The following is a 25,061-nucleotide window of genomic DNA, read 5'->3' as shown; positions in this document are numbered from 1 at the left end:
TGTAAGAGTAAGATAAAATAATTTTTACCTACTATCTATTTAGTTAGCCGGGAATATAAAGGATTACTGGTAAAGAGGTTGAACGAATTGGGATTTTATGGGCAGTTGATTAAAGGGTGTATGTATATAAAAGTAAGACAGATTGATTGACGGATTAAACATTAATATTTATCATTTAATAATGTTAAATATTAATGTTTAGAATATAAATAATGATAATCGAAAGGTTCATATGAAGGAATAAAAAGGAAGGTGATATTTGCGTTATAAAATGACAATTTCATAAGAAAAGGAGATAGTGTATGAAATCATTCCGCAAATTGTTGCAGTATTTAAAACCATACATGTTCTTCGCTATTATTGGACCACTATTTATGGTACTTGAGGTTGCGATGGACTTAATTCAGCCGACAATTATGCAACATATTATTGATGTTGGAATTGCAAATCGAGATCTACAGTATGTAATTCAAATGGGAATTTTGATGATAGGAGCAGCGGCACTCGGATTAATTGGCGGGCTTGGATGTATGATGTATTCTACGAAAGCGGCTGTTAATTTCGCAACGGATATCAGAAAAGACGTTTTTACAAAAATCGAAGCGTTTTCTAGTGAAAATAGGGACTCATTTGGAACTGGAAAATTATTAACGATCGTCACAAATGATATTACATCTATTCAAGCAGCTATGACGATGACATTACGTGTTCTTGTTCGCGGACCCTTATTATTTATAGGTAGTATCATTATTGTATTTATAACAGCAAAAGACTTATTTTCTATTTTACTCGTTGTTGTACCTATTCTGTTAGTGGCGATTATTTTTATTGCTGGGAACGCAAGCGGGTCTTTTAGGAAGGTACAAGAAGCATTAGATAAAGTAAATATGAAACTACAAGAAAATTTATCTGGTGTTCGAGTTGTAAAGGCGTATGTAAGACAAAATCATGAGATTTCCCAGTTTGAAAAAGTAAATAAAAACTTAACTAGCATCAATATTCGGGCGGTACAAATTGTTTCATTAATGATGCCGATTATTATGCTTGTTGTAAATGGCGGTATTGTAGCGACGTTATGGATAGGTGGCGTGAAAGTTTTTAACGGTACATTACAAGTTGGAGCAATTTTAGCATTTATTAACTATTTGAATATTATATTAATGTCACTTATGTCAATCAGTATGGTATTTATTCAAATCGCTCGTGCTTTCCCATCTGCGGATCGTGTACAACAAGTACTAGAGACGAAAGTTGATATTGAAAATGAAAAAAATGCATTTCAACCGGAGAAAGTGAATGGAAATATTGAATTTAAGCATGTCAGCTACAGTTATAGCAAAAATGATGAATATGTTTTAAGCGATATTTCATTTACCGCAAGAAAAGGTGAAAAAATAGGAATAATTGGTCCGACAGGAAGCGGGAAATCTACTTTAGTGAAATTATTACCTCGTCTATATGATGTTGATCAAGGAGCAATTTTAGTTGATGGTGTGAATGTCAAAGAATACGATTTACAGGTACTTCGTTCTTCCATTGGATTTGTTCCGCAAAAAGCATTGCTGTTTTCAGGAAGTATTGAAGAAAATATGAGGTATGGTAAAGAAGAAGCGACGCAAGATGAAATAGAATCTGCATCAGAAGCAGCTTGTGCGACGGAGTTTATTCATAAGCTTGAAAATACATATCAATATAACTTAACGCAAGGTGCAACGAATCTTTCTGGTGGGCAGAAACAACGTCTTTCTATCGCGAGAGCGCTTGTTCGAAAGCCATCTATCCTTGTATTAGATGATTCGACCTCGGCTGTTGATGCAAAATCAGAAGGGATTATACAAGAAGCATTGAGAGAAGAACATACAGAAACAACGACATTTTTGATTTCCTCAAAAATATCATCTGTTATAGATGCTGATCAAATTCTCGTTTTAGATCATGGGGAGTTAGTTGGAAGTGGGACACACGAACAGTTAATAGAAACATGTGAAGTGTATCAAGATATATATCTTTCCCAAGGTGGTAGTTTACATCAAGAAGGAGGGAAAGAACATGCGTAATTTTCAAGGGCAGTTCGGAAATAAAGGCGGACGTAGCAATTCCAAATCAGGAAAACCAAAAGATACAAAAGGAACTGTAATGAGAATTTGGAACTATATGGGGTATCAAAAAGCAGCTCTTATGTTCGTTATTATTCTTGTATTTGTTACAACGTTACTCGGTTTACTAGGCCCATATTATATGGGGGTCATTATTGATGAGTATATCGTGCCAAGAGATTTAAATGGGACAGCAAGAATGTGTATGCTGCTTATCGGTATTTATGGTGTTACAGTATTATTAACGTGGCTACAAACATTCCTAATGGTTAATGTTGCATTAAAAACGATACAAAAAATAAGGCAAGATATTTTTGAAAAAATCCAAACGCTTTCTCTTCGCTTCTTTGATGTTCGTTCACAGGGAGATTTGATGAGTCGTGTTACAAATGATATTGATAGTTTAAACCAAGCGTTAACACAAAGCGTCGTTCAAATCATTTCGTCTGCGCTAACATTTATTGGTGTAACAATTGCGATGTTTGCACTAGATTGGATTTTAGCAATCGTGACACTTATTACAGTACCAATCATGTTTTTTGTAACAAAAAAACTTGTTACGTATAGTGGGAAAAACTTTGCGAAGCGCCAAAAGGATTTAGGAGAATTGAATGGCTTTATTGAAGAAGCTATTACAGGTTCAGATGTTATTACGTTATATGGAAAAGAAAAAGAAACAGTAAATAAATTTCATGTGATTAATGAACAACTTAGAGTTTCTGCTACAAAAGCTGATACATTTTCAGCGTTTATATTTCCAAGTATGAACTTTATTAATAATTTAGGTATGGGACTTGTTATATTGGCAGGTGCGATTATGGTTTTAAATGGCATGACAACAGTTGGTGTCATCGCGGCATTTATTAACTATTCTCGTCAATTCTCAAGACCGCTCAGTCAGTTTGCAACGCTTATGAATACAATTCAAGCTGCAGTGGCTGGGGGAGAGCGAGTTTTTGAAATTATGGATGAAGTACCAGAAATTCAAAATAAAAAAGACGCATTTGTTGTTAAAAATCTAAAAGGAAATGTTGCTTTTGAACATGTATCATTTGGATATACGAAAGAAAAAGAAATTTTAAAAGATGTAAACTTACATGCGCGTCCAGGAGAAACAATTGCACTTGTTGGACCAACGGGATCAGGAAAAACAACTGTCATTAATCTATTAACACGATTTTATGATATTCATAAAGGCCAAATTAAAATTGATGGAAAAGATATAAAAGATTATGACATTAGTTCCTTACGGAGCAAAATAGGAGTCGTCTTACAGGATACATATCTTTTTGCAGGTACAATTATGGATAATATCCGTTATGGACGACTAGATGCGAGTGATGAAGAAGTGATTGCGGCAGCAAAAGCAGCCTCTGCGCACTCTTTTATTAAACATTTACCAAAGCAATATGAAACAGAGATTGCCTCAGAAGGATCGAATTTAAGTCAAGGGCAAAAGCAATTGCTTGCAATTGCACGAGCAATTTTAGCAGATGCAGACATTCTAATTCTTGATGAAGCTACATCTAACATTGATACAAGAACAGAACTCCAAATTCAATCTGGATTAAATCATTTGATGAAAGGACGTACAAGTTTTGTAATTGCCCATCGATTAAAAACAATTGAAAAAGCAGATCAAATTTTGGTTATTCAAGACGGAGAAATTATTGAGAGGGGCAATCATGAATCTTTAATTGAAAAACAAGGATTCTATCACGGTTTGTATACGAGTCAGTTTAAAATTTAAATATAAATGTTGATGTAATGCGGTTTCTACTGATAAAAGAAACCGCATTTTTTCGTTTGCAAACATTCGTTATTCAAACAGATTTTTAGAGAATATTTTTTATTGCTTTTTCCTGCATATTAGGAAAAATATGCAGGAAGAAGCAATTTAAAGTAATGTATTATTGGATAGAATCACTTTGTTTTGAGCAAATATTTTCTATACAAGTATTCTTTCAAAATTAATAACTATTTAATGATTTAATCAAAAAAGAGCATCTGTTAAGGATACTCTTTTTTGATGTGTATATATTACACGGTAGATTTAATTAACTCTATTTGTTTTTTCCACAATTACATCCTTTTTTCTTTACATATCCTTGTTGATATAAATTTTGTGATGATTGATAGTTTGAAGATTGAGAAGATGAAGTGCGGATATCTTTATTAACGGAAGATCTTTTGTTATAAGAATATTTGTTAGAATTGTACTCTTTACTCATGATATCACCACCTCCAGTTTAATATATAGATATTATATGTGAAAACTCTAGTAATTGTTACGGCTGTATAAACGTTGGAAGTAGTTTAGATAATATGATCTATTTATCCCGCTATTTGCGGGCAGTAATACTCCCACCTCAAAATTCGGGGAAAGCAATGTCCAGCTCTAGCGGCTAGAACCTCCGGTCGTTTCGCCCCCCTCGGACGAGGCAAAANNGGATGAAGCCCCCCACTGATTAAAGTTTCACTTTATGAATAGGGAACTGAGAGATGAAAGTAGGCAATTTAACATTAAGTATTATATATTTTGGAAAAACATTTATCATTTTTATTAATAGCCCCAATATGGAGGGAATGGAAATTGTTGCTGGTAGTAAGAGGATGGCCGCTCGGAGTAGGTTGGATTTTGGGGTGGTGTATTGTACATAGCATTTCGATTTTGATTGCAGTTTGCTGGAGGACCAATTACGGTAGCTGATTGAATAGGTGATATTGCTTTCTTCCACTCTTGTTCATCGAGACAATAAGTATGAGCCATTACATTTGATGGTGTCAGTCTTAAAATATCTGAACCAAATATAACTTCGGGTGTAGGGGCGTTAAAAATTGCTAATAAGTGGGTATTGTCTACAGAGGCGATCTCATAATGCCACCAACCTTGGGGAATGTTGGCCACTTGACCTGGTTTAATAGGGAGATTAAGAATTTGATTTGTAAATGGGTTAAGTAATGAAACGACAGCTGCTCCAGAAATACAGTAAACAAGTTCAGCAGCGTTTTGATGGACATGGGGTTCTACGACATTACCGGCGCTGAGAAAAATATCTAATAAGGATGTATTGTCTAATGTATTTAATTGTTTAATCCCCAGCACATTTATATAATTTTGCCCATCCTTTTTAAAAAAATTACTCGTACTTAGATCATGAGTGAAACGAACAGAGGGAGATGTGTAATCGATATAAGAAGTCATTTTTTATGCCTGCCTTTCTGTTTTCAAATAGGATTAAGTATACGAATTAGGATATGAGTCTAGTTATTTTAGTGTGCAGTATTGCTTGTACCTATTTGTGTACAATGAATGTATTTTTGAATGAAATATAAAATAGAGTAAATAAATGATATTTTTTGAAAAATCATAGGCTTTATTTACCTTGCAAACATCAAACTATTTTCGTAAATACATTCATATCTTTGAGTGGTGTAACGTTCACTGAAAAAAGTATTGTGTCCTTACATATAAGTTATTGATAATTATATTATGTAAACAAAAAATATTTAATATGTACTAAAGGATCTTTTTGTTTTTGAAGGGGAAATAAATTTTAAAAGATGTCACATTTCTCTTTCTTCATCCGTCTTGTATGTAGAACAACAAGGGGGTATTAATATGAAAACGTTTGATGTGGCAATTATAGGCGGAGGACTTGCTGGATTAACAGCTTCAATTTATTTAGCCAAGGAAGGGAAAAAAGTAGTTGTACTAGAAAAATCAAATCGTCTTGGCGGAAGAGCAATGACAACAAATAAAAATGGCGTCCGTATGAATCTTGGGGCACACGCTTTATATCGCGGGGGAGAAGCACTATCTACTTTTGAAGAACTTGGAATCAATATTCCTGGAGGCATTCCTTCTACTAACGCGCATGGTATATGGAAAAATGATGTGTATACAATACCAACAGATTTTCGATCAATCTTATCCACCCAATTACTTTCATGGTCTGCTAAAATACAATTTTCTCATCTGGTGTTGAAGCTAGGGAAATTAGATTTGAAGACAATTCCTAAAATGAGTCTGAGTGTATGGGCGGAAAAAGAAATCAAAGATCCGATGGTAAGAAATATATTCTATGCATTATGCCGGACAACAACCTACACATATGCTCCGACAATACAACTTGCATCTTCTGTATTAAAGCAGATACAAAGATCAATGAAAGAAGGAGTTATTTATGTAGATGGTGGTTGGGAGACAATTATAACAAAACTAAGAGATGAAGCTATGAATGCTGGAGTCCAATTTATGGCTAATAACAATGCAGTTGAAATTGAGCACTCAGATTATATGCAAAGAATTCATTGTTCCGGTGATCAAATATATGAAGCTTCTACGGTTGTTGTTACGCTCCCACCAAAAGAAGCTTGTGAAATTATAAAGGGAGCAAAAGATACTGCGCTACAAATATGGAAAGAACAGTCTATACCAGTTACAGCGGCTTCATTAGATCTCGGTTTAAGAAAATTACCCAATCCATCTCACCAATTTGTTTTAGGTTTAGATCAGCCTGTATTTTTTACGAATCAATCGAGAGCCGCTAAGTTAAGTGAAGATGGGACGGTAGTGGTGGGGTTGATAAAATATCATAATCCAGCATTGCAAATTAGTAATTCTAATGATGATAAAATTATGTTAGAGCATACAATGGATTTATTACACCCAGAGTGGCGACAGGAGTTAGTTGTAAAGCAATATTTACCTAGTATAACAGTCACATATGATTTTCCTCATATTGGTCGCACTGAAAATCCAGGACCTATTGTCCCTGAAATGCCAGGGATATATGTTGCAGGGGATTGGGCTGGCCATGATGAATTATTAGCTGATGCTGCAGTTTCTAGCGGTAAACGAGCAGCGCTACAAATTTTAGAGCAAAGTAAAGTCACAAATTGAAAGAGGGCATGTGAGTGTGGAAATGGAACAATTGTATCAATTGTATAAACCTTTATTGTTTTCTTTAGCCTATCGTATGCTCGGAAGTGTTATGGATGCTGAAGATATTGTTCATGATACCTTTCTTTCATTAAGTCAAATTGAAGAGAAAGAGTCTGTTGATAATGTAAAAGCGTATTTATGTAAGATGGTTACGAATCGTGCAATCGATAAATTACGTTCAGCAGCTCATAAACGAAATGTTTATGTTGGTGTGTGGTTACCTGAACCACTTGTTGAAGAAAGTGATGATCCCTCAATGACATATATAATGAAGGAGTCTATATCTACAGCGTACCTTTTATTATTAGAACAGTTATCTGAAGTTGAACGGGCGGTGTTTATATTACGAGAAGTTTTTGGTTATGATTACGATGAAATCGCATCAATTGTTGAAAAGAGCAGTGTAAACTGTCGACAAATCTTTCATCGGGCCAGAAAAAGTGTATTAGCTAAACCGAAACCATCAAAATTAAATACAAAGCAAATGGCTGAATATGTGGAACAATTTGTTGCATCTTTGCGGCGAGGAGACGTACAAGAAATGTTAGCAATTTTAAAGACAGATGCCATTTTCAAATCCGATGGTGGAGGGAAGGTTACAACGGCTTCTAAACCAATTTACACATCTGAAAGGATTGTACGTTTATTCTCAGGGATCATTAAAAAATTGCCAGAAGAACACTCCATTACATTTAAAATGGTAAATGGGATACCAGGTGTTATTGTAAATGTAAATAATCACGCTACGTATGTGCTTTCATTTGAGTTTCAAGAAGAGAAAATTGCATCTATTTACATGATGGTGAATCCTGAAAAGCTTATTCATTTAAATCGGAATGTATAGGATGAAAAAGACGCACTTCTACTGAAATGCGTCTTTAATTTATTTCTCTAATATTTCAAGAGGAACATCTTTTTCGCCTAATACCTCGAATTTGATTTCTCCGTCTTCTTCATAAATACGTTTAATAATCGGTATAGTTATCATTTGCTTTTTATGCTGCTTTCGCTTTCTAGCAGCTTCTAAACTAATCACGTTCATATTTAGAGCATCCTTTCTTACTTTCAGTTATAAACAAAAGAAAATGCGTCCAAAAGGGCGCTTCTTTCATGTGAAATACCGATTAGAGATGAAGTTTATAATTACGTTTTGATTGTAAAATAATGTGAATGGAATAATTGCACGTAGAAATTAACTTTACCAAAAAACGTAACAATATGCCACAAAAAAATTCAATTCTTTGTCTTGTAACAGGAAAAACGTCTTCATTTAGCATATAATGAGAAGTAGACAAACATAATCAAGTTTTCCATCAACTTTGATCATTTATTAAATTTGCTTGGAAAGGCGATGAATAACATGCATCATATAGAATTATTGTTGTTAGAACTTGAAGAATACGGAAAAAACTATGATCGCACAAAAGAAAAGAGAGAAGAAAGGTTAAGAAATATTTCTCGAGAAATGGGACAATTCTTATCTATTTTAGTGAAAGGATGTAGTGCTCAAAGGATATTGGAAATCGGAACATCGAATGGATATTCCACAATATGGCTTGCAAATGCTGTGCAAGAAACAAAGGGGATCGTGACAACCGTGGAACTTTCTTCAGAACGTGTTGCAGATGCGCTTATGAATTTCGAAAAAGCAAATTTGAGACATCGTATTGATATTCATAACCAGGAAGCTGGTGCATTTTTAGAGGCACAAGTGAATCGTTCATTTGATTTTATTTTTCTAGATTCAGAGCGTACCCAATACATGTGGTGGTGGGAAAATATAAAGCGGATATTAGAACCTAAGGGATTTCTGGTAATCGATAATGCAACTTCGCATACAGAAGAATTAGTAGAATTTATTCAGATGATTGAAGAAGATGATACGTTTGAAACGGTATTGCTTGCTTTTCAAAAAGGTGCTTTTGTGGCAAGAAAAAAATGAAGAGATACAGTCATATTCAACAAGGAGATTTAATAAAAAATGCGTATACATTCTTATTTCTATGAACAGGCGCAAAAATATCCAGATTACGTTGCGCTTTCGGAACAACATAATAGATGGACTTACAGAGAATTGGCAGAATGTGTTTCAAATCGTGCCTCAGCTCTTATACAAGACGGAGCGATGCCAGGACATATTTTTATTATCAAGTTAGAAAATCGGATGGAATGGATTCAAGATGCACTTGCGGTTTCAAAAATTGGTGGAATTATAATGCCAGTTCATCCAGACGTTACAGAAATTGAATGGCAAACAATTATAAGTAGTGCGGAGCCTAATTGGATTATTACATCTAAAGAGACTTTATGTCAAACAATTGAGCCTAGTACCATCTCATTACCTTTTAGACATGTGAACAGTAAGGATGAGTTATACTTCATTGGTTATACTTCAGGCTCAACAGGTACACCGAAAGGGTTTGTTAAAAGTCATCAATCCTGGACTAGTAGTTTTGAAGGGTGGAGTAAGGCATTTTCACTAATTGAAAGCGATCGTGTAGTAGTTCCGTTACATTTATCCTATTCAGCTCAGCTATATCCGGCACTTCATGCATTAGCTATAGGAGCTGAGATTGTTTTACTATCTAAGTTCACACCAGATGCTTTTTTTAAAGCGAAAGGATCGTGTGCTTCTATTACACCAGCTTTAATTGAATCTCTAATTCGTCACGCAAAGAACAAAGGAAGTGTGCAGGAAATGATTCCGAGGTGTATGATTTCAGTTGGGACAAAATTATTGCCTATACAAAGACAAAAATTCGAGGAATGTTTTCCTAAATCATTTTTGTATGAATATTACGGATCATCAGAAATGGGCTATGCCTCACTGTTAACACCAGAAGATGCAAGAGCTGCACCTGAAACAGTCGGGATATCATTCCCAGATGTAGAGATTGCCTTTTTTAATGAGAAAAAAGAACGAGTAGTAACGAACAAAGAAAACTTTGGGAAATTATTTGTTCGATCCGGTCAGGCTTTTGAAGGGTATATTGAAAATGCAAAACAAACAAAAGCTACTTTCATAGAAGATTGGGTAACATCACATGATATTGGTTTTCAAAGAGAAGATGGGAAAATTGTTTTAGTAGGTAGAGACCGAGACATTATAAAAGCTGCTGGAAGCTTTGTGTACGCTGGTGAAATAGAGGGTGTATTACTTGGAATCACCGGGGTGAAAGAAGCAGTAGTGTTTTCGGAGAAAGATGAGAATCGTGGAGAAATTATACGGGCTGTTATTGTTAAGGAATTTTCTCAAGAGTTAGTCGATATTCAAAAAGAGTGCCGTCAAAAATTAATATCTTACAAGCAACCAAGAAATTGGACTGTACTATCACATTTACCCAAGAAGCCGAATGGGAAGGTAGACAAAATGAAATTGAGAGCTGAATTGCTAAGCGATAAACTGAGTAACACGTGAAGAATCCGCCTCCAGCACGTAGCTTTCTAGGTCTTAAGTCTGAGGAAAAGAATGCACAAAACAGGTATACTTATAGTAAGAAACAGGGAATGACTGCATAAGCGGAGATTCAATGTTCGGTTATCTTGAGTATGATATTGAAGTGGAAATACATGGGGTATCAAAATATAGTGCAAATAAATTCGCACATATAAATAAAGGAGCGATTTTGTTGACTGAATTAGAGAAAAAAGAACCCGTATCAGTAGGGAAAGATAATATGCAAGTAGTTGTGGATACAGTTATTAAAGATGAAGAACTTGTAGAGCTAAATAAAGAAGCTGACTTATACGTACAAAAGTTAAATAGTGAACAAAATACTGATCTTTCAAAAGTATTATCCCAGCTTGGAGATTTAGGAGACAAGGAACAGCAAGCAGCAGGACAAACATTATCAGCACTAAAACGTCCTGTGACTGCAATGATGAACGGGAAGAATGAAGAGATTCCAAATACATTGTTAGAACTACGTAAAGTTGTATCAGAACTTGATCCCAATTCATTAAAAGCATCAGGTATGAAGAAATTTATGTTTAAGGTTTTCAAGAAAAATCCACTTGAGACATATGTTCATAAATATCAATCCATAGATAAACAAATTGAGGAGATTATAAGAGCCTTACTTATTGGACGTGATAATCTTCAAGAAGATACAGTCGGTTTAGAAATGTTAAAAGAGCAATCACATGATAAAATTCATGCGCTTGATAAGCAAGTGTATCTTGGTAGAAAACTTGCTGGAATGCTTGAAGCAGAAAAGCAAAATCCAGAACGCCAAAGAGATATTCCGTTAATTAATGATGCATTAGAAAAAATTCTTGTACGTACGCGTAACATGCAGCAAGCAAAGAGCGTATTACTGCAATCTATTGCATCTGTAGACATCATTAAGAAAAATAACGAAAAGTTAACAGAAGCAATTCGTAATGCGATTACAATGACGCAAAATGTTGTTACGGTTTCTGCGGCAATTCAGCTTGCATTAACAAATCAACGGAAAACGATTGATGCAGTTAATGCAACGAATGAAGCAATTGAATCAATGGTATTAAGTAATTCACAAGCTTTAAAACAAAACACAGAAGAAACGACGAAGTTGCTTGAAAACCCAGCAATTAGCATGGATAAATTGCGTGAATCATTCCAAAATGTATTTGCGGCTATTGAAGCATCTGAGAAATCGTCAGAGCGTATTATTGAATCTAGTAAGAAGTTTGTTATTGAACTTGACACATTTAATGATGAAATGAAGCAGAAGCTCATTCAGCGTCCGAAGAAATAAATAAGCATTAGAGGAGGTGAAAAAATGGGTTTCTTCGAATTTGTTTTAATGATTGGTGGGATTTTGCTTTTACTAGGATTTACAGTTGTTGTTTTATTCGTTTATTTCGGTCGGAAATTTTATTTATCATGGGCGAAGCCATATAAACGAGCGCATGAATCGATTGAAAAGTTATCAAATAAATCAACGCCATTTCTACAAGAGTTTACGCAACATCCACTTTTTTATCGCTGGATTCGTACAGAAGGGAAAAAGGAGCAAAAAGCATTTAACACCCTTTTCTGTTCGGCGGATCAACGTACAAGAGAACAAGTTTTCTCTATGTTACCGAAAGATAAACAAAAGAAAGTGCATGTTATGGCGAAAACAACGAAAAAAGTTACAAATGAAGACATCGACGTAGCAGCGATGAAAGTAAAAGATTTCTTAAGACAAGAATCACAACAATCATCTAAGCCGACGGATCTATCTTTTTATAAATTGTATTTTTATGACCGTTACCCAGATGCATTGAATAAAATCCAAGCGTATAAACGTTCAGTTAATCCATCATTACAAAGAACCGTTGATGATATTACAATTTCTGTATTAAACGCACTTCCATATTATCAAGAACAACGTATGTTTGAACAACAACACAAACTGGAAACGTTCTTAATGAAAGATTTAATTGCTATGTTGTCACTCGTAGCGCAGTTGCCACCTTCACAACGTCCTGAAAAAGAAGAAGAATTACAAGTTTACTTACAAAACTTCCAAAAAGAAATGGAAGTAGTAGAGCGTGATATTCGTGACTCTATTGATCATGATTTGAATGTGAAGATGAGAGCGGCGAAGGAAAAATTTAAGAATAAGTAAAAGGAAACCTCTTGCGTAATGTACGCAAGAGGTTTTCTTAATTTCATTATTTAATTTGAAGTGTATCCAAACTTACGCGTGTCTAATTTTTCTTTATATAGGCTTTCAATTTCAAGCAATTCAAGAGGTGTTACGGTTTTGGATAGTGTTTGAAGGAGGGAAAAAGAAAAATTATATTTGTAATCAGAAACCGTTATGTTCTGTTTTTGACACCATGCAGCTTTTGATAATCCGCTGTTTTTATAGTCTTGGATATTAGTTTCCCATTCTTTCTTTAATAGGTGTCTTTAGACGAGCAACATTATCACGGTGTCGTTTGGTCATGATGGATGAAACGGAAGTGATACATTTTCTGGCGTAGAGCGATTTGAAATGCAATCTATGACAGAAGACCATAATCAACCTTTACATTCCAGACAGACTCACGATAAGCTTTCTGTCATGGTACTGGAGCAAACGAAAAGACAAGAACGTGTAAAAGAAAGTATGGGGAAAATCGGCTGTGATGACATGATAGGGAAATTAAAAATTGAGGTGATAGCAGATATTCAAGATTGTCTTACCGTATATGGGAGTTGGAGTTCGTTAAGCATATTAGATGTATTTCGTGATTGTTTCTGGTAAATTTAAATAAACTGTACATAAGGAAGGAAACGATAGAGTGAATAGAACAATAGGTTTAAAACAATTTGAATTAACACGTGGGGCATTAGTTAAGTTTATGGAGACGTTGGATGATAAAACTGTCGATAAGCAGCCGGAGGGCTTTAACAACACAATTCGTTGGCATATTGGTCACGTGTTAACTGCAGCAGAGACTTTTATGTTTGGAAAAGAGTTTAAGCATTTGCCAAGTGAATATCCAGGTTTGTTTGGATATGGGACAAAACCATCTGAATGGAAAACAGAAGGCCCCTCATTAGAAGTGTTAAGGTCTCAATTACAAGAGCAAGCACAACGCATTAATGGAATTCCGGAAGAAGTATTTGAAGAGAAACTTTCAGAGCCATTCTTAGGGTTGGAAACGGTAGGTGAGCTTTACGGTATGATGTTGTACCATGAAGCTGATCATATTGGTCAAATGAAGGCGATGAAACGTATTATAGAAGTAGAAAAGTAACGAAGAAAAGGCCTGTACAGTGTACAGGCTTTTTTAAGTAAAAGAAAAAGTATCCGTCTATAGCTCTACCTGCAGGATACATGGAAAGTGGAAGGCCGTTTGGTATAACTTTTGCGGGTTCTGCTTTTAGTGAGGGTATATTAATTAAACTTGCTTATGCTTTTGAGCAAGCTACAAAACATCGGAAATGCCCGAAAATAATATAGAAATAAGAAAATGACCTTCAACTACTCAGTGCTTATCTTGAAAGACACTATATATTTTATACATTTCTCTAAGTCTTTTAAAAAGCCAAAAACCCCTGTTTATCGAAATAAAACAGGGGTTTTTCATATCGGAAAATATTTGCTAGTTTTCTAAAGTACTACACTACATTTAAAAGTATAGAAATGGCATTCTGGGATTTGTATTGTATACTTGTATAAATAAAGACTGAATTTAAATGTGGGGCTGATTAAGTGTTTAAATATAACGTATGTTTCTTAAAAAGTAATAATAAAATCTTAATGCTGAATCGTGAAAAGGCACCAATTATGGGAGTATGGAACGGTGTTGGTGGTAAAAATGAAGTAGGTGAAACAGCTGATGAGGGGGCAATTCGTGAAGTGTTTGAAGAAACAGGATTTAAGGTAAATCAGTATTATTCAAAGGGTGTCATTACATGGGATACTAGTGATCGTAAAAAAGATGGGTTATATGTGTATTTATTTGAAGTAGATGCAACATTAGGTAATGAATCCATGAAAAAAACAAGAGAAGGTATTCTCGATTGGAAGCACATTGATTGGATAATGAATCCTCATAATTTAGGGATTGCTGAAATGGTAAAGCAATATTTACCTGTTCTATTAGAAAAAACGGGTGAATATTCATTCGAATATAAACATGATATATTAACACTTATAGAGTGAAAGTCTCTATATAAAGATTTCATAATTAAATTTCATCATTCAAACTTCTCTACTCTTTTACTACAATTGGCTTAGTTGTGCCATCACTTATGAATGGAATAGACGTAAGCGTCAAATATTCCCCACCTGCCATATCTTTGTAGGTAAACATACAATAAAAGAGTTTCAAGTCAGACAGTATGGTAAACCAGTAATAGTAGAAGTAGTGGATAAGAAAGAATATTCAACTATGCGAGGTAACTCCTATGAAATCAAGTACAAAATAAAAGATAAGACTTACTTAGGTAATATAGATAAAGAGTTATACAAGAAGTTAGACAAAGGCTCTAAAATAGAAGTACTAGAATACAAAGGAAAGACAATCATGTATGATAGTTACGATGTAAAGTAAGGGGTATTATATTGAAAAAGAAACGATTTAGAATTGTTTGTATTGTAGTGTTTCTAGTGTGTACGTTCCTACTCATAGGGGTAGGAACGTACAACGAGATACAAGCCAGACAACATGGTAAGTCAAGTATAGCGGAAGTCGTAGACATGAAAGAGTACACACCTAGAGGGTTTAAGACTTATGAAATCAAGTACAAAGTAGATGGTGAAACGCACACAGGTAGCGTAAGTAAGAAAGTATACAAACGTTTAGACATTGGTTCTCGCATTGAGGTTGTTGAGTACAAAGGAAAGACTATGCTATTTGAAAGTTACGATTCAAAGTAAGGGGTATGAATAGTGAATTATAGGTATGATAAATTTCACTAAGCGAGTGTACAGATGTATCAAATGAAATAGGTGTGGGGGATGGAAGATAGAAGTCAATTAAGAGGATAACAGTTGAAGTTAGTGATGATAGTATTAGAATCTACAAACCGAAATTGTAATCAATACCGAGGATGGTGTATTGTTTCACTTCCGTTATAAAAAATGGGTTACAAGTAATGTGTGACATACGTGGTAAACAACATACTGATGTATAAGCAGGTATATAATTTCATATAAATTGCTGTGATCAAATGCTTGATGCGAAGTCTATTCTATGGCTTCGCATCTTTGTTTTTAAATAGAACTTTGCGTCAGTCAGTATACATAGTAATATTTAGGCGTGAATTACATGTAAAATCGAAACTTTATTTGTAGTACATAGTAAATAATTTTGTTTTAGTGTTTTAATTACATGTAGATTTAGAATAAAGTTTGATTAAAATCCTATATTAAAATAAAAACAAACCACTGTTCGATTTTAATGTTCCACGATATAATGGTGAGAGTTTATGCCTGAATAAATATTTTTATAAGAAGTGAGGTACTGTATGAAAAAAAGAACCACAGACATTAGTTTTATTATTATTGGCGCATTCCTTTTTGCGTTAGGTGTGAATTTGTTTGTTATCCCGAACGAGTTTGGTGAAGGAGGCGTAACTGGTATCACGATTATAACCTACTATTTATTTGAGTGGTCACCAGGTTTAGTCAACTTAATTCTAAATGCGATTCTGTTAATAGTTGGCTATAAATTTTTGAATAAGGTAACAACGATTTATACGATTATTGCTGTAGTTACCAACTCGCTTTTTCTTCATCTAACAGAAGGCTGGACAATTGCTTCGGATGAAATGCTAGTAAATGCTATTTTTGGAGGAGTATTTATAGGATGTGGTATCGGTCTAATCATTCGTGTTGGTGGAACGACAGCAGGTACTACCATTTTAGCAAGGATGACACATAAGTATTTAGGCTGGAGCATTAGCTATGGTTTACTGTTTTTCGATTTAATAGTAGCTTTTTCATCTTATTTCATCATTGGTGCAGAAAAACTGATGCTGACAATTATTATGCTATATGTAGGAACGAAAGTAATGGAATTTGTAATTGAAGGTTTGAATCCGAAGAAGGCCATTACGATTATTTCTGATAACCCGAATGAAATTGCTAAAAAGGTGACTACCTTAATGGACAGAGGTGTTACTGTATACTCAGGTCATGGTTATTACACAAAAACCCCAAAGGACATTCTTTATATTGTTATTAACAAGCAAGAAGTAATAAAGTTAAAACGGATTGTTCAAACTACGGATCCGAGTGCTTTCATCGCTATACACGATGTTCGTGATGTATTCGGAGAAGGATTTGTAGATATTTCTAAGGCTTAATAAGAGGTTGCTTAAAAAGAGGTAGAATTTGTAGAGTTGTAATCGATAGATATCTACATGCTTTATTTACTAATCTACAGGCAGAATCAACCCCTTATTAATGGTTTCGTATTTTAACAATTCTCTTGTAAAAAAGTTGTCTTTCGGATGGAGATTACCTGAAGGTTTAAACTGAAGAGTTATATTACACTATATATAAAAGTTCGGTTTATATTTGTTTAATCCATTATAGAGAGCTATTGTTTAACAAAAAGGCAGAACATGTTCAATTTTTTAAGAAAATAAATCTAAATGCTAAAATAGGAGAATCTATTTTGAACAATCTTTTTTCAAAATAGATTCTTTTTATTTATCGTAAAATGTTCGCTTGTTGGGTATTATTATTCAATCTTTATTCTAAATCTACATTACAATACGATCTGTTGTGCTGTATGCTGTTCCAATGCGGATTACATCTGCTTTTTCAACATCAGCATACGTAATATCTTCGGTAACCTCAATAATTTCATTTAATGGAATACGAATCTTTGCTAATTGCCATGTAATAAGTAATTCTTCTTCTGTCTTTCTTATATCAATACCTAGCAGGTTACCAAAACCTTTCCATATTAGATTTATGGATTGCATTTCTATCGGTATGAATAAAATCTATTTCTATAAGTTTACGTCTTTGTAAAATGAAGAAATAGGCAGATGACAAACTTCAGCTGCACTTTAAAATTTCCATTTAACGAATACCTGAATAGATAGCAGAACGTATATTTGGTATAATCAAAACATACTACTTGAATCTAAATTTATGAAGAATATCTGACCGATGTAACCTGATAAATACTGAGCTACTTTAATTAGATTTTGAAAGTTATCGTAGGGCTGAACAACAGTTAATACTTTAAAAGGTCATTATTAGAAAGGAAAAGATGAGATGAATCAAATTTCATTTGAAGATTTATTTGAAGAGAATACAGTGGAGGCTGCTGAAATACAAGTCCCTTTATCGCCACTGCAGAAAAATATCTTGGAATTGCTTAATTCTGAAGAAATAAGTGCATTGGAGCTATGCGAAAAATTAATACTATCTGGTAAAATACCAGATGAGAGATTCACAACCGATAAGCCTAAAGTTTACGGACAAGTATGCTTAATTCTAGAAGGTTTTGTTACTGAAGGGAAGCTTACTTTTATAAAAAATGATGAGAAAAGAGATAGGGTATATAAAATGAAAGAATAGTAAATATAATTAAAGTTTTATTCTTAAATATATTTATAAATCTAAAAGCTTTCCGTAAAGGAGAGCTTTTTTGATTAAACTTTATTTCAAACCAACATCTGATTAAACTTTATTTCAAACCAACATCTGATCAAACTTTATTCGAAACCTACAACTAGAAATGATATGATTGCATTGTCAATATTGTTTAATTATTAAAATACAATATACGGAAACAGAAAAGAGGAGGAGAAATTATGGGCTTTTTTAGTAGGTTGTTCAAAAAGGTGGAACAAGTAAACGAACGTGAGGCAACCCTCAATGAATTAAATGAAGAATTATATGTTGAATCTCCAATAGAAGAAGCAAATAGTTATTGGGTATCAATGGCACAAAATTTAATCGTCAATACTGTAAAAGCTGCTGACAATAATGTGGAACGTGCTTTTATTTTGGTTAATTTTAAAAAAGGTGAAGCTTCTTTTGATATTTTCTATCAAATTAATGGACAATTGTATTTTGGGAATCAGTTAGAAGATCAGGCGATTAGAGAAAGGATTAAGAACGAGTTGTTACCACAAGCTTCGGAAGTTTCAGATGCAGTAAACCAGCAATTTCTTGAAGCGGACCATCCTACAATCTCGTTTGCAGAATTGCAATTTGAATGGGAAACAAAGGCATGGTTTTCACACATCATCTGGGAAGACGACCCAGCCTCTCAATTACCAAAAGCTCAAATATTAAACGAATGGTTCAGCCTAATCAAAAAGGAAACTCAGAATAAACCACTTGATAGTGATACAAAATTTTCTTGGTATCCATCAATCTCTTGAAAATCTAACAGTATTTGAAAGAAGGGGTATTGTTGAAATCATTTGATAGATTTAAAAAGAAGGAAGATTGTGACAACACGAAAAGTATTGTAGAAGAACTCGAAACTTTGAATGTTGAGACGATACACGGATATAAACAAAAGTACTTTCAAGAATCAAAGCACATCTGGAAAACTTTGGTCCCAAAACAAGGGCAAGCGGATAATTTACAAGGGGAATTACTGCGTCAAATCGAAAAACTTAGGTATGAAGCTCAGAATAATGGGAATATAAATTGGGATGATAATTTTGAATATTTTTGTGCTTTTATAAACACATCTCTTAAAAATGAATCAAGTCTATCAACGAATCAAAAAGAAACTGTAGATTTAATCATGAGGAAAATTCAAAAACATGGTCAATATGCTCATAGCTTAAATACGAATCAAGTTTCTGACAGCCTTTTTGACGTTATGAAAATTGCCTATGTTGACGACGACATATATGATTTTATTGCAGATTGCATTAGTGTTGTTTATATTAACCATCCTGAACCAATCACCTTTATAAAAAAAGAGGGTGTTTATAGGTAATACGAGTATCTAAATCACTAAATCTAGTATATAAAAGAAGTCAACAGCAACATTATCCTAAGATTGCTGTTGACTTTTTTTATATGGTGTTTTTAATGCTGGATATTAATCACTGCAATAAGCTGTAGGAGATTTATATATATACACTTATTTTTGCAACCTTTTTATTCTCTTATTCGACTATATTAGTAAAGGGAGGAAGAAATAAAAATGGACATAGCCTATCTAGTAAAACAAGCAAAAAGAGGAAATGATCAAGCATTTGAACAACTTATTACTTGTGTTCGCCAAAAATTATATCGAACAGCCTATTCGTATGTAAGAAATGAACAAGATGCATTGGATATATACCAAGAAACAATTTACGAAGCATATCTTTCATTGAGAAAATTAAAAAAAACGGAGAAATTTCAAAGTTGGATTACCAAAATTCTTGTATTTAAATCCATTGATTTTGTAAGGAAATCCTCTAGACAATTCGTTGCAAATGATGAAATATTCGCCAATTTATGTACAGAAGAGAGCATGAATAAATTAGAACAATCATTGGATTTAACCGAGGCATTTAATTTCTTAGATCCTACTTACAAAACTATTATTTTATTAAGGTATTATCACGATTTATCTATTAAGGAAATTGCTGAGGTTCTTAATTCTCCAGAAGGAACGGTAAAATCTCAATTACATCGAGCAAAGCAAGCCTTACGCCCCATTTTAAAGGAGGGATATAGTTATGAATAAAGAAGAATTTAATCACCATATCAATGATATTCTTATACCAGAAGATCGGTTAATTCAAAGAGAAAGAACAGCCATGCTTCAAGCTAAGAAAAATCAATACCGTAGAAAAAAAACAATCAGGTATTCTAGTTTTGTTGCTTGTGGAATATGTGTTTCTTTCTTAGGCTTTGGATTCATTTCTCCTGCTATAGCACAGACATTATCGAGTGTTCCAGTTATAGGTCCCATTTATGCACAATTTAATGATATTGCTTCTGATAAAATTGAAAAGGATAGGCTTGCTACATCAATTGAGAGACAAGATAACCATAGTGGTTTAACGATGAATGTGAAAGAAGCTGTTTACGATGGTGGACGTTTAGTGGTCACGGTGGAATACAAAGGAGAAAATATAGCTTCCATTAGCAATAATGAAGAAAAAGCTGGATTTACTTATGTAACCATTAATGGGAAAGAAGAAATCAGACCTGCAATTGGTTCTGCTGCACAGAAGTCAACAGGACGAAACACTATTATTGAGCAGCATGAATTCACTCTGGCTAATTACGGTGAATTTGGTGATAAAATTGATGTTGCTGTCCATGGGAAAGATTTATTTGGAAAAACAGGAACATGGAACGTAGCATTTCCTCTTGCAAAAATTGAAGGTAAGATTCATAAATTCACCCCTAATATAAAAACATTAACGAAAGATAATCTGTATGCATTAACAGTAGACCAAGTGACCTTTTCTTCACTTTCAACGAGGATTGATTTGACCTTTGATTATCCAAAAGAAATGGAAGCTAATGACGGTTGGCCAGCACTTGATTATACTGTGACTGATGATAATGGAAAAACATATGAAGGAGAAAGCTTACAAGTTGGTAGCACGGGACTTTACGGACACCATATTGTTTTAGCTCTTCCACCAATGGATAATCCTCCAAAATCCTTAACAATTGAACCTACGTATCTTAGTGGTCCAAATAATACATTAAAAAATGGAGGTGCTGAAGATTTGAAAATGACTGTTTTGCTACAATAATTGAAGGATTTTGCTAGGTTTCTATGTCTATTGACTGCTAATAAGTGATGTTATGTTAACTTGACGTGTTTGGAAAAAACATCGCTATCAAGCTAAGATAAATTTGTATTTATATAATCAAAAAAACGCTATTCTTTTTGTAGAAATATACAGAAAGAATGGCGTTTTGTATGACTCTATCGATTCAAGATGAGTTTCATTTATTCGCTGAAGAACTACAGCGATCTCTATCTCCAAACATCCTTCAACAACTCGCGCAGGAGACGGGTTTCGTAAAACGTAAAAGTAAGTATGGCGCACGAGATTTGGCTGCTTTATGTATTTGGATTAGTCAACACGTAGCAAGCAATTCTCTCACTCGATTATGTAGTCAACTTTATGCAAATACAGCTACACTCATGAGTTCAGAAGGACTTAATCAACGTTTTAACCGATACGCTGTTTTATTTCTACAGCGCGTATTTTCCCTATTAGTCAAAAGCAAACTAAACGATTCATCTCAAATTTCAAACAAATACACTTCTTATTTTCAACGTATACGTATTTTAGATGCTACTATTTTTTAACGAATTATCCGAAAGAATTCTCCTTCCTCAAGCGTGTGCAGGGCGATAGCCCAACGATAGGTGGGAGATGAATTTCGGATAATTCATTAGATACGTGGATCTTCCCAGAAATTTAAAGGAAAGTGATTATTCTCTTGATAAGCTTCAAATTCATACCCTTTTTCCTTTAAACTTTTTATAATGGCTGGTACGGCTGCAATAGCTTGAGGATTAATATCATGCATTAATATGACTTCTTTAGACCTAGTCGCACTAATAAGTACATTTTGTGCAATGCTCTGGGAAGCCGCCTCAATTGGTAAGTTATTATATTTCCAATCTAAAGAGTCAATTGTCCAATCCCATACTTTAAAGCCACCTTCTGCTACTTGATTACGAAGTGCTTCGTTTAATCCAGGCATGGAGCCATATGGGGGTCTTGTTAATTGAGGTTTCTCACCAATAAATTCTGCTATTAAACTTTGATTTGTTTTCATTTCATTTACATAGTCACCATTTGTGTATAATTTTTTGAAATCATGCGTCATGCTGTGCATACCAACATAATGTCCTTCAATTTTTTCTCGTTTTACTAAATCAGGATATGCCTTTACATTCTTACCAGTTAAGAAAAATGTTGCTTTAACATCATGTTGTTTTAATATGTCTAAAAGTTCAGATGTATACTTTCCCGGTCCGTCATCAAATGTAAGATATGCCACTTTTCTTACTTGACCATTAAATTGATTAGGAATTGGTTTACTTATCTCCACTTTAGGTTGTTCACTTACAAGCTGAATTGGATTCTCTTGGTTTGCTACATCTCTTGTGAGTGATGTAGTGGATTGAAGCACAAAATAAATACTGACTACTATGGCTAATGCCAGAATTGATATTACGAATTTTTTGGCCTGAAATATTTTTTTCAATCTCTATATTCCTTTCTCTATCTATCAGCAATAATTTCTTTAAATACAATTATACCAAATTTCATCTGGTACAAAAGAAGGGTTCGTATTTACCATAATTTCAATTATTTTACTAATTAATCCGAAATATATTTTTGGGATTCAGCTGAGATACGTGTGAAAATGGGTCATAGATTGATAGAGGGAGGCTTGGTTTCAAACGTAAATATGTAAGATGTTAAAAATTAGCCTAGTATCGGGGTGTTGATCCAAGAAAGATTGACACTCTTTTTGTTGAAGTTACTGAACTAACGGACAGAAAGGTGAAGGAGAATTCAAATCAAAACGTTATATATTGAAATGAAAAGATATATATGTGTATAAGGATTCGTTTGAAGAGGGAGAACTGTATGCGCGATTGTCCCGGAAAGGGCTCTTCTGATATTTTATATGGCTAACCAACCTCGTTGATGGGAAGGGTTTCTAAGTTTTTAGAGATCTTAATCCCCTACTTCAAACAGTCCGTAAGGATGCTAAGTGGTGAGTAATTCAACACATGATGGTTACATATTTCAACGAGCTATTTATAATGAAGCTATGATGAATTATTAGGTTGTAAATAGGATAGAGGAGTGTTATAAGTGGGTTTTTTTGATAATTTAAAAGCGAATGTAAAAAATGCAAAAGAGGCGATTGCAGAGCAAAAGGAAATTGATAAGTCATTAACAGACAAGTTAAATTGCGAGGTGGTTGGAGGAGAAAATCATATATTCACAAAACATTTTGCAATGGGTAAAACGAAAGATGGCTATGCAATGATTAACCGAAAACATAAAGTGAAAATTATCGCTTGTAGTGAGTATCATGAAACAGAAATAGGAAAGTCTGCAACTAAAAAAATTGCAGGTGCAGCTGTTGGTGGAGCATTAACAGGAGGTGTTGGCGCAGTTGTAGGTGCAATTGCAATTGGTAATAATAAAAAGATAGTACATAAATTTGATAAATTAGTGGCAGTTGATGAAAATGGTTATACACATGAAATAATTCTGAAAAGCAAACTTTTACAAAGGCAGCTCATCAACACACAATATATCAATTAAAAGAGAGAAACAATGTCTTTAAAAATATTATTGTATTGAGATGAATCGGTATAATTTAAGAATATAGTAATGCTCAAGGGCGTGCATTTGTTCTTGTTAACAATGGAAAGTATATTAATAAGTATGAGAGATGGGCTAGAACTTGGAATGATGAAGCTTCGTCAGCAATCGTAAAATCGAATTAAAATTAGTGAAAAAAGAACCCTTAGGGGTTCTTTTTTCTTGGCATATTTATAACATGGAGACTATTGAGATGACTCTTTCAAATCTTTATCAGGGGAAAGAGTTTGAAAAAGTTTAGCCTGTATTTATTTTTACATAAATGCTAAATATAGTAAATTGATAATATGTAGACTCACTATTACCAATATTCAATTAAAATAGTTAATAATATGTTTATAGTGTAATGGTGTTTAAAAAGAAAAGACACCCTAAGGTGCCTTCCTTCGACTTGATAACCACTTTAATTTTAAGAATATATATTTGGACTCCCATCCAATTACATTTTACCATATTTATCTATATTGGTGGTTGAGAAAGCAAATTCAAACCAGCATTTTGTTTGGAATTATTTTTCTCTTAGACTCGTCTCATATTCTTTTACTTCATCCATCGTTCTAAATACTAACACATTAAAAATCTCTTTTTCATTACCACAAATAACAACAAATCCATCAGTTGCTTGTAATACTCTTCCTACATTTCCATTTGGAAGTGGAATGCTAGTTGGATGTTTAATATTCATCGTATTTTTCTTAGCAATATATTCATCAATCGGCATCTCAATGGGGAATTCATTTTGCAATTCTTTGGTGGTATACATGGAAGCTGAATTTTCATTCTTTGCTGAGGCTTTTTGATAACTTGGTGTACAAGCTGTTAAAGACATGAATAATGACCCGGAAACAAAAAGCAAAGAAAGCTTTTTAAACATAAAATAATTCACTCCATTCAGTATCCAATTAGTCACCACATTAGAATAGCAAAAGGGTTCTATTAATTTTGTTGCAATATGTCTGTCGTAAAAAGAAAAGAATGTACTTATTTAGTGATTTTCCTCGAAATACTAAAAAGTTACTACGAATCTTTGTGAATATACGGATAATATATGCATTAGGGGGAGAAAAGTATGGATAAGCTTTATATGAAGGGCATAAGTAAAAAAAGACCTCTTCGGAGTATCTTTTTGTGATAATTAGTTTATAAATTGTGAAAGTGGACCTTGTAGGATTCGAACCTACGACCGGACGGTTATGAGCCGTCTGCTCTAACCAGCTGAGCTAAAGGTCCATGGTAAGCGATTAGT

Annotated in this window: 24 protein-coding genes, 1 tRNA gene and 4 pseudogenes; 21 read left to right on the top strand and 8 right to left on the bottom strand. The window is 33.9% G+C overall.

Annotation, left to right across the window (positions count from 1 at the left end; all coding sequences use genetic code 11):
- Positions 1-302 precede the first annotated feature (302 nt).
- Positions 303-2,057: an ABC transporter ATP-binding protein gene (locus CN373_RS07430; RefSeq protein WP_000834803.1), complete on the top strand. Its 1,755-nt coding sequence runs from the start codon at positions 303-305 to the stop codon at positions 2,055-2,057.
- A complete protein-coding gene (locus tag CN373_RS07425; RefSeq protein WP_001243574.1) occupies positions 2,050-3,846 on the top strand; it encodes an ABC transporter ATP-binding protein in 1,797 nt (598 codons plus the stop codon). Before CN373_RS07430 ends, CN373_RS07425 begins: the two co-directional genes overlap by 8 nt.
- 313 nt (positions 3,847-4,159) lie before the next feature.
- On the opposite strand, the gene CN373_RS25500 is transcribed toward CN373_RS07425, so the two are convergent.
- Together CN373_RS25500 and CN373_RS07420 are read right to left on the bottom strand one after the other, a co-directional pair.
- Entirely contained in the window at positions 4,160-4,327 is a 168-nt protein-coding gene (locus CN373_RS25500) for a hypothetical protein (protein ID WP_165770739.1), read from the bottom strand.
- Between the two features lie 332 nt (positions 4,328-4,659).
- Entirely contained in the window at positions 4,660-5,301 is a 642-nt protein-coding gene (locus CN373_RS07420; RefSeq protein WP_000205127.1) for a cupin domain-containing protein, read from the bottom strand.
- A 417-nt stretch (positions 5,302-5,718) separates the two neighbouring features.
- Between CN373_RS07420 and CN373_RS07415 the strand changes: the two genes are divergently transcribed.
- Complete coding sequence (locus CN373_RS07415) at positions 5,719-7,002, top strand: phytoene desaturase family protein (protein WP_000846443.1); 1,284 nt, start codon at positions 5,719-5,721, stop codon at positions 7,000-7,002.
- 16 nt (positions 7,003-7,018) lie between these two features.
- Entirely contained in the window at positions 7,019-7,888 is an 870-nt protein-coding gene (locus CN373_RS07410; RefSeq protein ID WP_000425120.1) for a sigma-70 family RNA polymerase sigma factor, read from the top strand.
- A gap of 39 nt (positions 7,889-7,927) precedes the next feature.
- Here CN373_RS07410 and CN373_RS25495 read toward each other — a convergent pair whose 3' ends face one another.
- Positions 7,928-8,086, bottom strand: coding sequence for a hypothetical protein (locus CN373_RS25495; RefSeq protein ID WP_098359023.1), 159 nt, complete (start codon positions 8,084-8,086; stop codon positions 7,928-7,930).
- A 318-nt stretch (positions 8,087-8,404) separates the two neighbouring features.
- On the opposite strand from CN373_RS25495, the gene CN373_RS07400 reads away from it, so the two are divergent.
- From CN373_RS07400 to CN373_RS07385, 4 genes are all read left to right on the top strand, one after another.
- Positions 8,405-8,986, top strand: coding sequence for an O-methyltransferase (locus CN373_RS07400; RefSeq protein WP_000546434.1), 582 nt, complete (start codon positions 8,405-8,407; stop codon positions 8,984-8,986).
- A 39-nt stretch (positions 8,987-9,025) separates the two neighbouring features.
- Entirely contained in the window at positions 9,026-10,462 is a 1,437-nt protein-coding gene (locus CN373_RS07395) for a class I adenylate-forming enzyme family protein (protein WP_001219911.1), read from the top strand.
- A gap of 211 nt (positions 10,463-10,673) precedes the next feature.
- Complete coding sequence (locus CN373_RS07390; RefSeq protein ID WP_033664688.1) at positions 10,674-11,783, top strand: toxic anion resistance protein; 1,110 nt, start codon at positions 10,674-10,676, stop codon at positions 11,781-11,783.
- A gap of 24 nt (positions 11,784-11,807) precedes the next feature.
- The gene (locus tag CN373_RS07385) at positions 11,808-12,641 is read left to right on the top strand and encodes a DUF3974 domain-containing protein (RefSeq protein WP_098359022.1); all 834 of its coding nucleotides are present in this window, start codon (positions 11,808-11,810) and stop codon (positions 12,639-12,641) included.
- A gap of 50 nt (positions 12,642-12,691) precedes the next feature.
- On the opposite strand, the pseudogene tnpA reads toward CN373_RS07385, so the two are convergent.
- Positions 12,692-12,904, bottom strand: a pseudogene (gene tnpA / locus CN373_RS26150) (IS66 family insertion sequence element accessory protein TnpA); the annotation flags it as partial.
- 109 nt (positions 12,905-13,013) lie between these two features.
- On the opposite strand from tnpA, the gene CN373_RS07375 reads away from it, so the two are divergent.
- The 6 genes and pseudogenes from CN373_RS07375 to CN373_RS07340 all read left to right on the top strand — a co-directional run bounded on the left by CN373_RS07375 (position 13,014) and on the right by CN373_RS07340 (position 16,819).
- Positions 13,014-13,265 (top strand): hypothetical protein, encoded by a 252-nt coding sequence (locus tag CN373_RS07375; protein WP_001191526.1) that lies wholly within the window; start codon positions 13,014-13,016, stop codon positions 13,263-13,265.
- 37 nt (positions 13,266-13,302) lie between these two features.
- A complete protein-coding gene (locus tag CN373_RS07370; protein WP_001082290.1) occupies positions 13,303-13,761 on the top strand; it encodes a DinB family protein in 459 nt (152 codons plus the stop codon).
- A 41-nt stretch (positions 13,762-13,802) separates the two neighbouring features.
- Positions 13,803-13,967, top strand: a pseudogene (locus tag CN373_RS07365) (amidase); the annotation flags it as partial.
- Positions 13,968-14,219: 252 nt separating this feature from the next.
- Complete coding sequence (locus tag CN373_RS07360) at positions 14,220-14,672, top strand: NUDIX hydrolase (protein WP_000477645.1); 453 nt, start codon at positions 14,220-14,222, stop codon at positions 14,670-14,672.
- Positions 14,673-15,074: 402 nt separating this feature from the next.
- Positions 15,075-15,389 carry a hypothetical protein gene (locus CN373_RS07350; RefSeq protein ID WP_000730196.1) on the top strand — a complete coding sequence of 105 codons (315 nt, stop codon included), beginning with the start codon at positions 15,075-15,077 and terminating at the stop codon, positions 15,387-15,389.
- A gap of 590 nt (positions 15,390-15,979) precedes the next feature.
- Positions 15,980-16,819 carry a YitT family protein gene (locus CN373_RS07340; protein WP_000747505.1) on the top strand — a complete coding sequence of 280 codons (840 nt, stop codon included), beginning with the start codon at positions 15,980-15,982 and terminating at the stop codon, positions 16,817-16,819.
- Positions 16,820-17,224: 405 nt separating this feature from the next.
- Here the strand turns inward: CN373_RS07340 and CN373_RS07335 are convergent.
- Positions 17,225-17,407 (bottom strand): annotated as a pseudogene (locus tag CN373_RS07335) (hypothetical protein); the annotation flags it as partial.
- A gap of 337 nt (positions 17,408-17,744) precedes the next feature.
- Between CN373_RS07335 and CN373_RS07330 the strand changes: the two are divergent.
- The 6 genes and pseudogenes from CN373_RS07330 to CN373_RS07305 all read left to right on the top strand — a co-directional run.
- On the top strand, positions 17,745-18,050 hold the full coding sequence (locus CN373_RS07330) for a DUF3895 domain-containing protein (RefSeq protein ID WP_001071934.1): 306 nt from the start codon (positions 17,745-17,747) through the stop codon (positions 18,048-18,050).
- 236 nt (positions 18,051-18,286) lie between these two features.
- A complete protein-coding gene (locus CN373_RS07325; protein WP_000505577.1) occupies positions 18,287-18,862 on the top strand; it encodes a hypothetical protein in 576 nt (191 codons plus the stop codon).
- A gap of 32 nt (positions 18,863-18,894) precedes the next feature.
- On the top strand, positions 18,895-19,434 hold the full coding sequence (locus CN373_RS07320) for a hypothetical protein (protein ID WP_000834470.1): 540 nt from the start codon (positions 18,895-18,897) through the stop codon (positions 19,432-19,434).
- A 210-nt stretch (positions 19,435-19,644) separates the two neighbouring features.
- Positions 19,645-20,175 (top strand): sigma-70 family RNA polymerase sigma factor, encoded by a 531-nt coding sequence (locus CN373_RS07315; RefSeq protein ID WP_098359021.1) that lies wholly within the window; start codon positions 19,645-19,647, stop codon positions 20,173-20,175.
- Positions 20,168-21,202 (top strand): DUF4179 domain-containing protein, encoded by a 1,035-nt coding sequence (locus CN373_RS07310; RefSeq protein WP_098359020.1) that lies wholly within the window; start codon positions 20,168-20,170, stop codon positions 21,200-21,202. Before CN373_RS07315 ends, CN373_RS07310 begins: the two co-directional genes overlap by 8 nt.
- Positions 21,203-21,372: 170 nt before the next feature.
- Positions 21,373-21,765: pseudogene (locus tag CN373_RS07305) on the top strand (IS4 family transposase); the annotation flags it as partial.
- 89 nt (positions 21,766-21,854) lie between these two features.
- On the opposite strand, the gene CN373_RS07295 reads toward CN373_RS07305, so the two are convergent.
- Positions 21,855-22,676 carry a peptidoglycan-N-acetylglucosamine deacetylase gene (locus CN373_RS07295; protein WP_000719261.1) on the bottom strand — a complete coding sequence of 274 codons (822 nt, stop codon included), beginning with the start codon at positions 22,674-22,676 and terminating at the stop codon, positions 21,855-21,857.
- A gap of 620 nt (positions 22,677-23,296) precedes the next feature.
- On the opposite strand from CN373_RS07295, the gene CN373_RS07290 reads away from it, so the two are divergent.
- A complete protein-coding gene (locus tag CN373_RS07290; RefSeq protein WP_000505371.1) occupies positions 23,297-23,755 on the top strand; it encodes a hypothetical protein in 459 nt (152 codons plus the stop codon).
- 568 nt (positions 23,756-24,323) lie between these two features.
- Here CN373_RS07290 and CN373_RS07285 read toward each other — a convergent pair.
- Positions 24,324-24,689, bottom strand: coding sequence for a hypothetical protein (locus CN373_RS07285; protein ID WP_000473780.1), 366 nt, complete (start codon positions 24,687-24,689; stop codon positions 24,324-24,326).
- A gap of 282 nt (positions 24,690-24,971) precedes the next feature.
- A tRNA-Ile gene (locus CN373_RS07280) sits at positions 24,972-25,045 on the bottom strand.
- Between the last annotated feature and the right edge of the window lie 16 nt (positions 25,046-25,061).

It is taken from the genome of Bacillus cereus, assembly GCF_002561295.1.
In the GTDB taxonomy this organism is placed as follows: Bacteria; Bacillota; Bacilli; order Bacillales; family Bacillaceae_G; genus Bacillus_A; species Bacillus_A cereus_S.
Note: the sequence above shows the minus strand (reverse complement) of the source record. Positions and strands in the feature narration are given on the sequence as shown.

Coding starts and splice junctions, on each gene's coding strand:
- CN373_RS07430 (WP_000834803.1), top strand. CDS start 303: ATGAAATCATTCCGCAAATTGTTGCAGTATTTAAAACCATACATGTTC.
- CN373_RS07425 (WP_001243574.1), top strand. CDS start 2,050: ATGCGTAATTTTCAAGGGCAGTTCGGAAATAAAGGCGGACGTAGCAAT.
- CN373_RS25500 (WP_165770739.1), bottom strand. CDS start 4,327: ATGAGTAAAGAGTACAATTCTAACAAATATTCTTATAACAAAAGATCT.
- CN373_RS07420 (WP_000205127.1), bottom strand. CDS start 5,301: ATGACTTCTTATATCGATTACACATCTCCCTCTGTTCGTTTCACTCAT.
- CN373_RS07415 (WP_000846443.1), top strand. CDS start 5,719: ATGAAAACGTTTGATGTGGCAATTATAGGCGGAGGACTTGCTGGATTA.
- CN373_RS25495 (WP_098359023.1), bottom strand. CDS start 8,086: ATGAACGTGATTAGTTTAGAAGCTGCTAGAAAGCGAAAGCAGCATAAA.
- CN373_RS07400 (WP_000546434.1), top strand. CDS start 8,405: ATGCATCATATAGAATTATTGTTGTTAGAACTTGAAGAATACGGAAAA.
- CN373_RS07395 (WP_001219911.1), top strand. CDS start 9,026: ATGCGTATACATTCTTATTTCTATGAACAGGCGCAAAAATATCCAGAT.
- CN373_RS07385 (WP_098359022.1), top strand. CDS start 11,808: ATGGGTTTCTTCGAATTTGTTTTAATGATTGGTGGGATTTTGCTTTTA.
- CN373_RS07375 (WP_001191526.1), top strand. CDS start 13,014: ATGCAATCTATGACAGAAGACCATAATCAACCTTTACATTCCAGACAG.
- CN373_RS07340 (WP_000747505.1), top strand. CDS start 15,980: ATGAAAAAAAGAACCACAGACATTAGTTTTATTATTATTGGCGCATTC.
- CN373_RS07330 (WP_001071934.1), top strand. CDS start 17,745: ATGAATCAAATTTCATTTGAAGATTTATTTGAAGAGAATACAGTGGAG.
- CN373_RS07325 (WP_000505577.1), top strand. CDS start 18,287: ATGGGCTTTTTTAGTAGGTTGTTCAAAAAGGTGGAACAAGTAAACGAA.
- CN373_RS07315 (WP_098359021.1), top strand. CDS start 19,645: ATGGACATAGCCTATCTAGTAAAACAAGCAAAAAGAGGAAATGATCAA.
- CN373_RS07310 (WP_098359020.1), top strand. CDS start 20,168: ATGAATAAAGAAGAATTTAATCACCATATCAATGATATTCTTATACCA.
- CN373_RS07285 (WP_000473780.1), bottom strand. CDS start 24,689: ATGTTTAAAAAGCTTTCTTTGCTTTTTGTTTCCGGGTCATTATTCATG.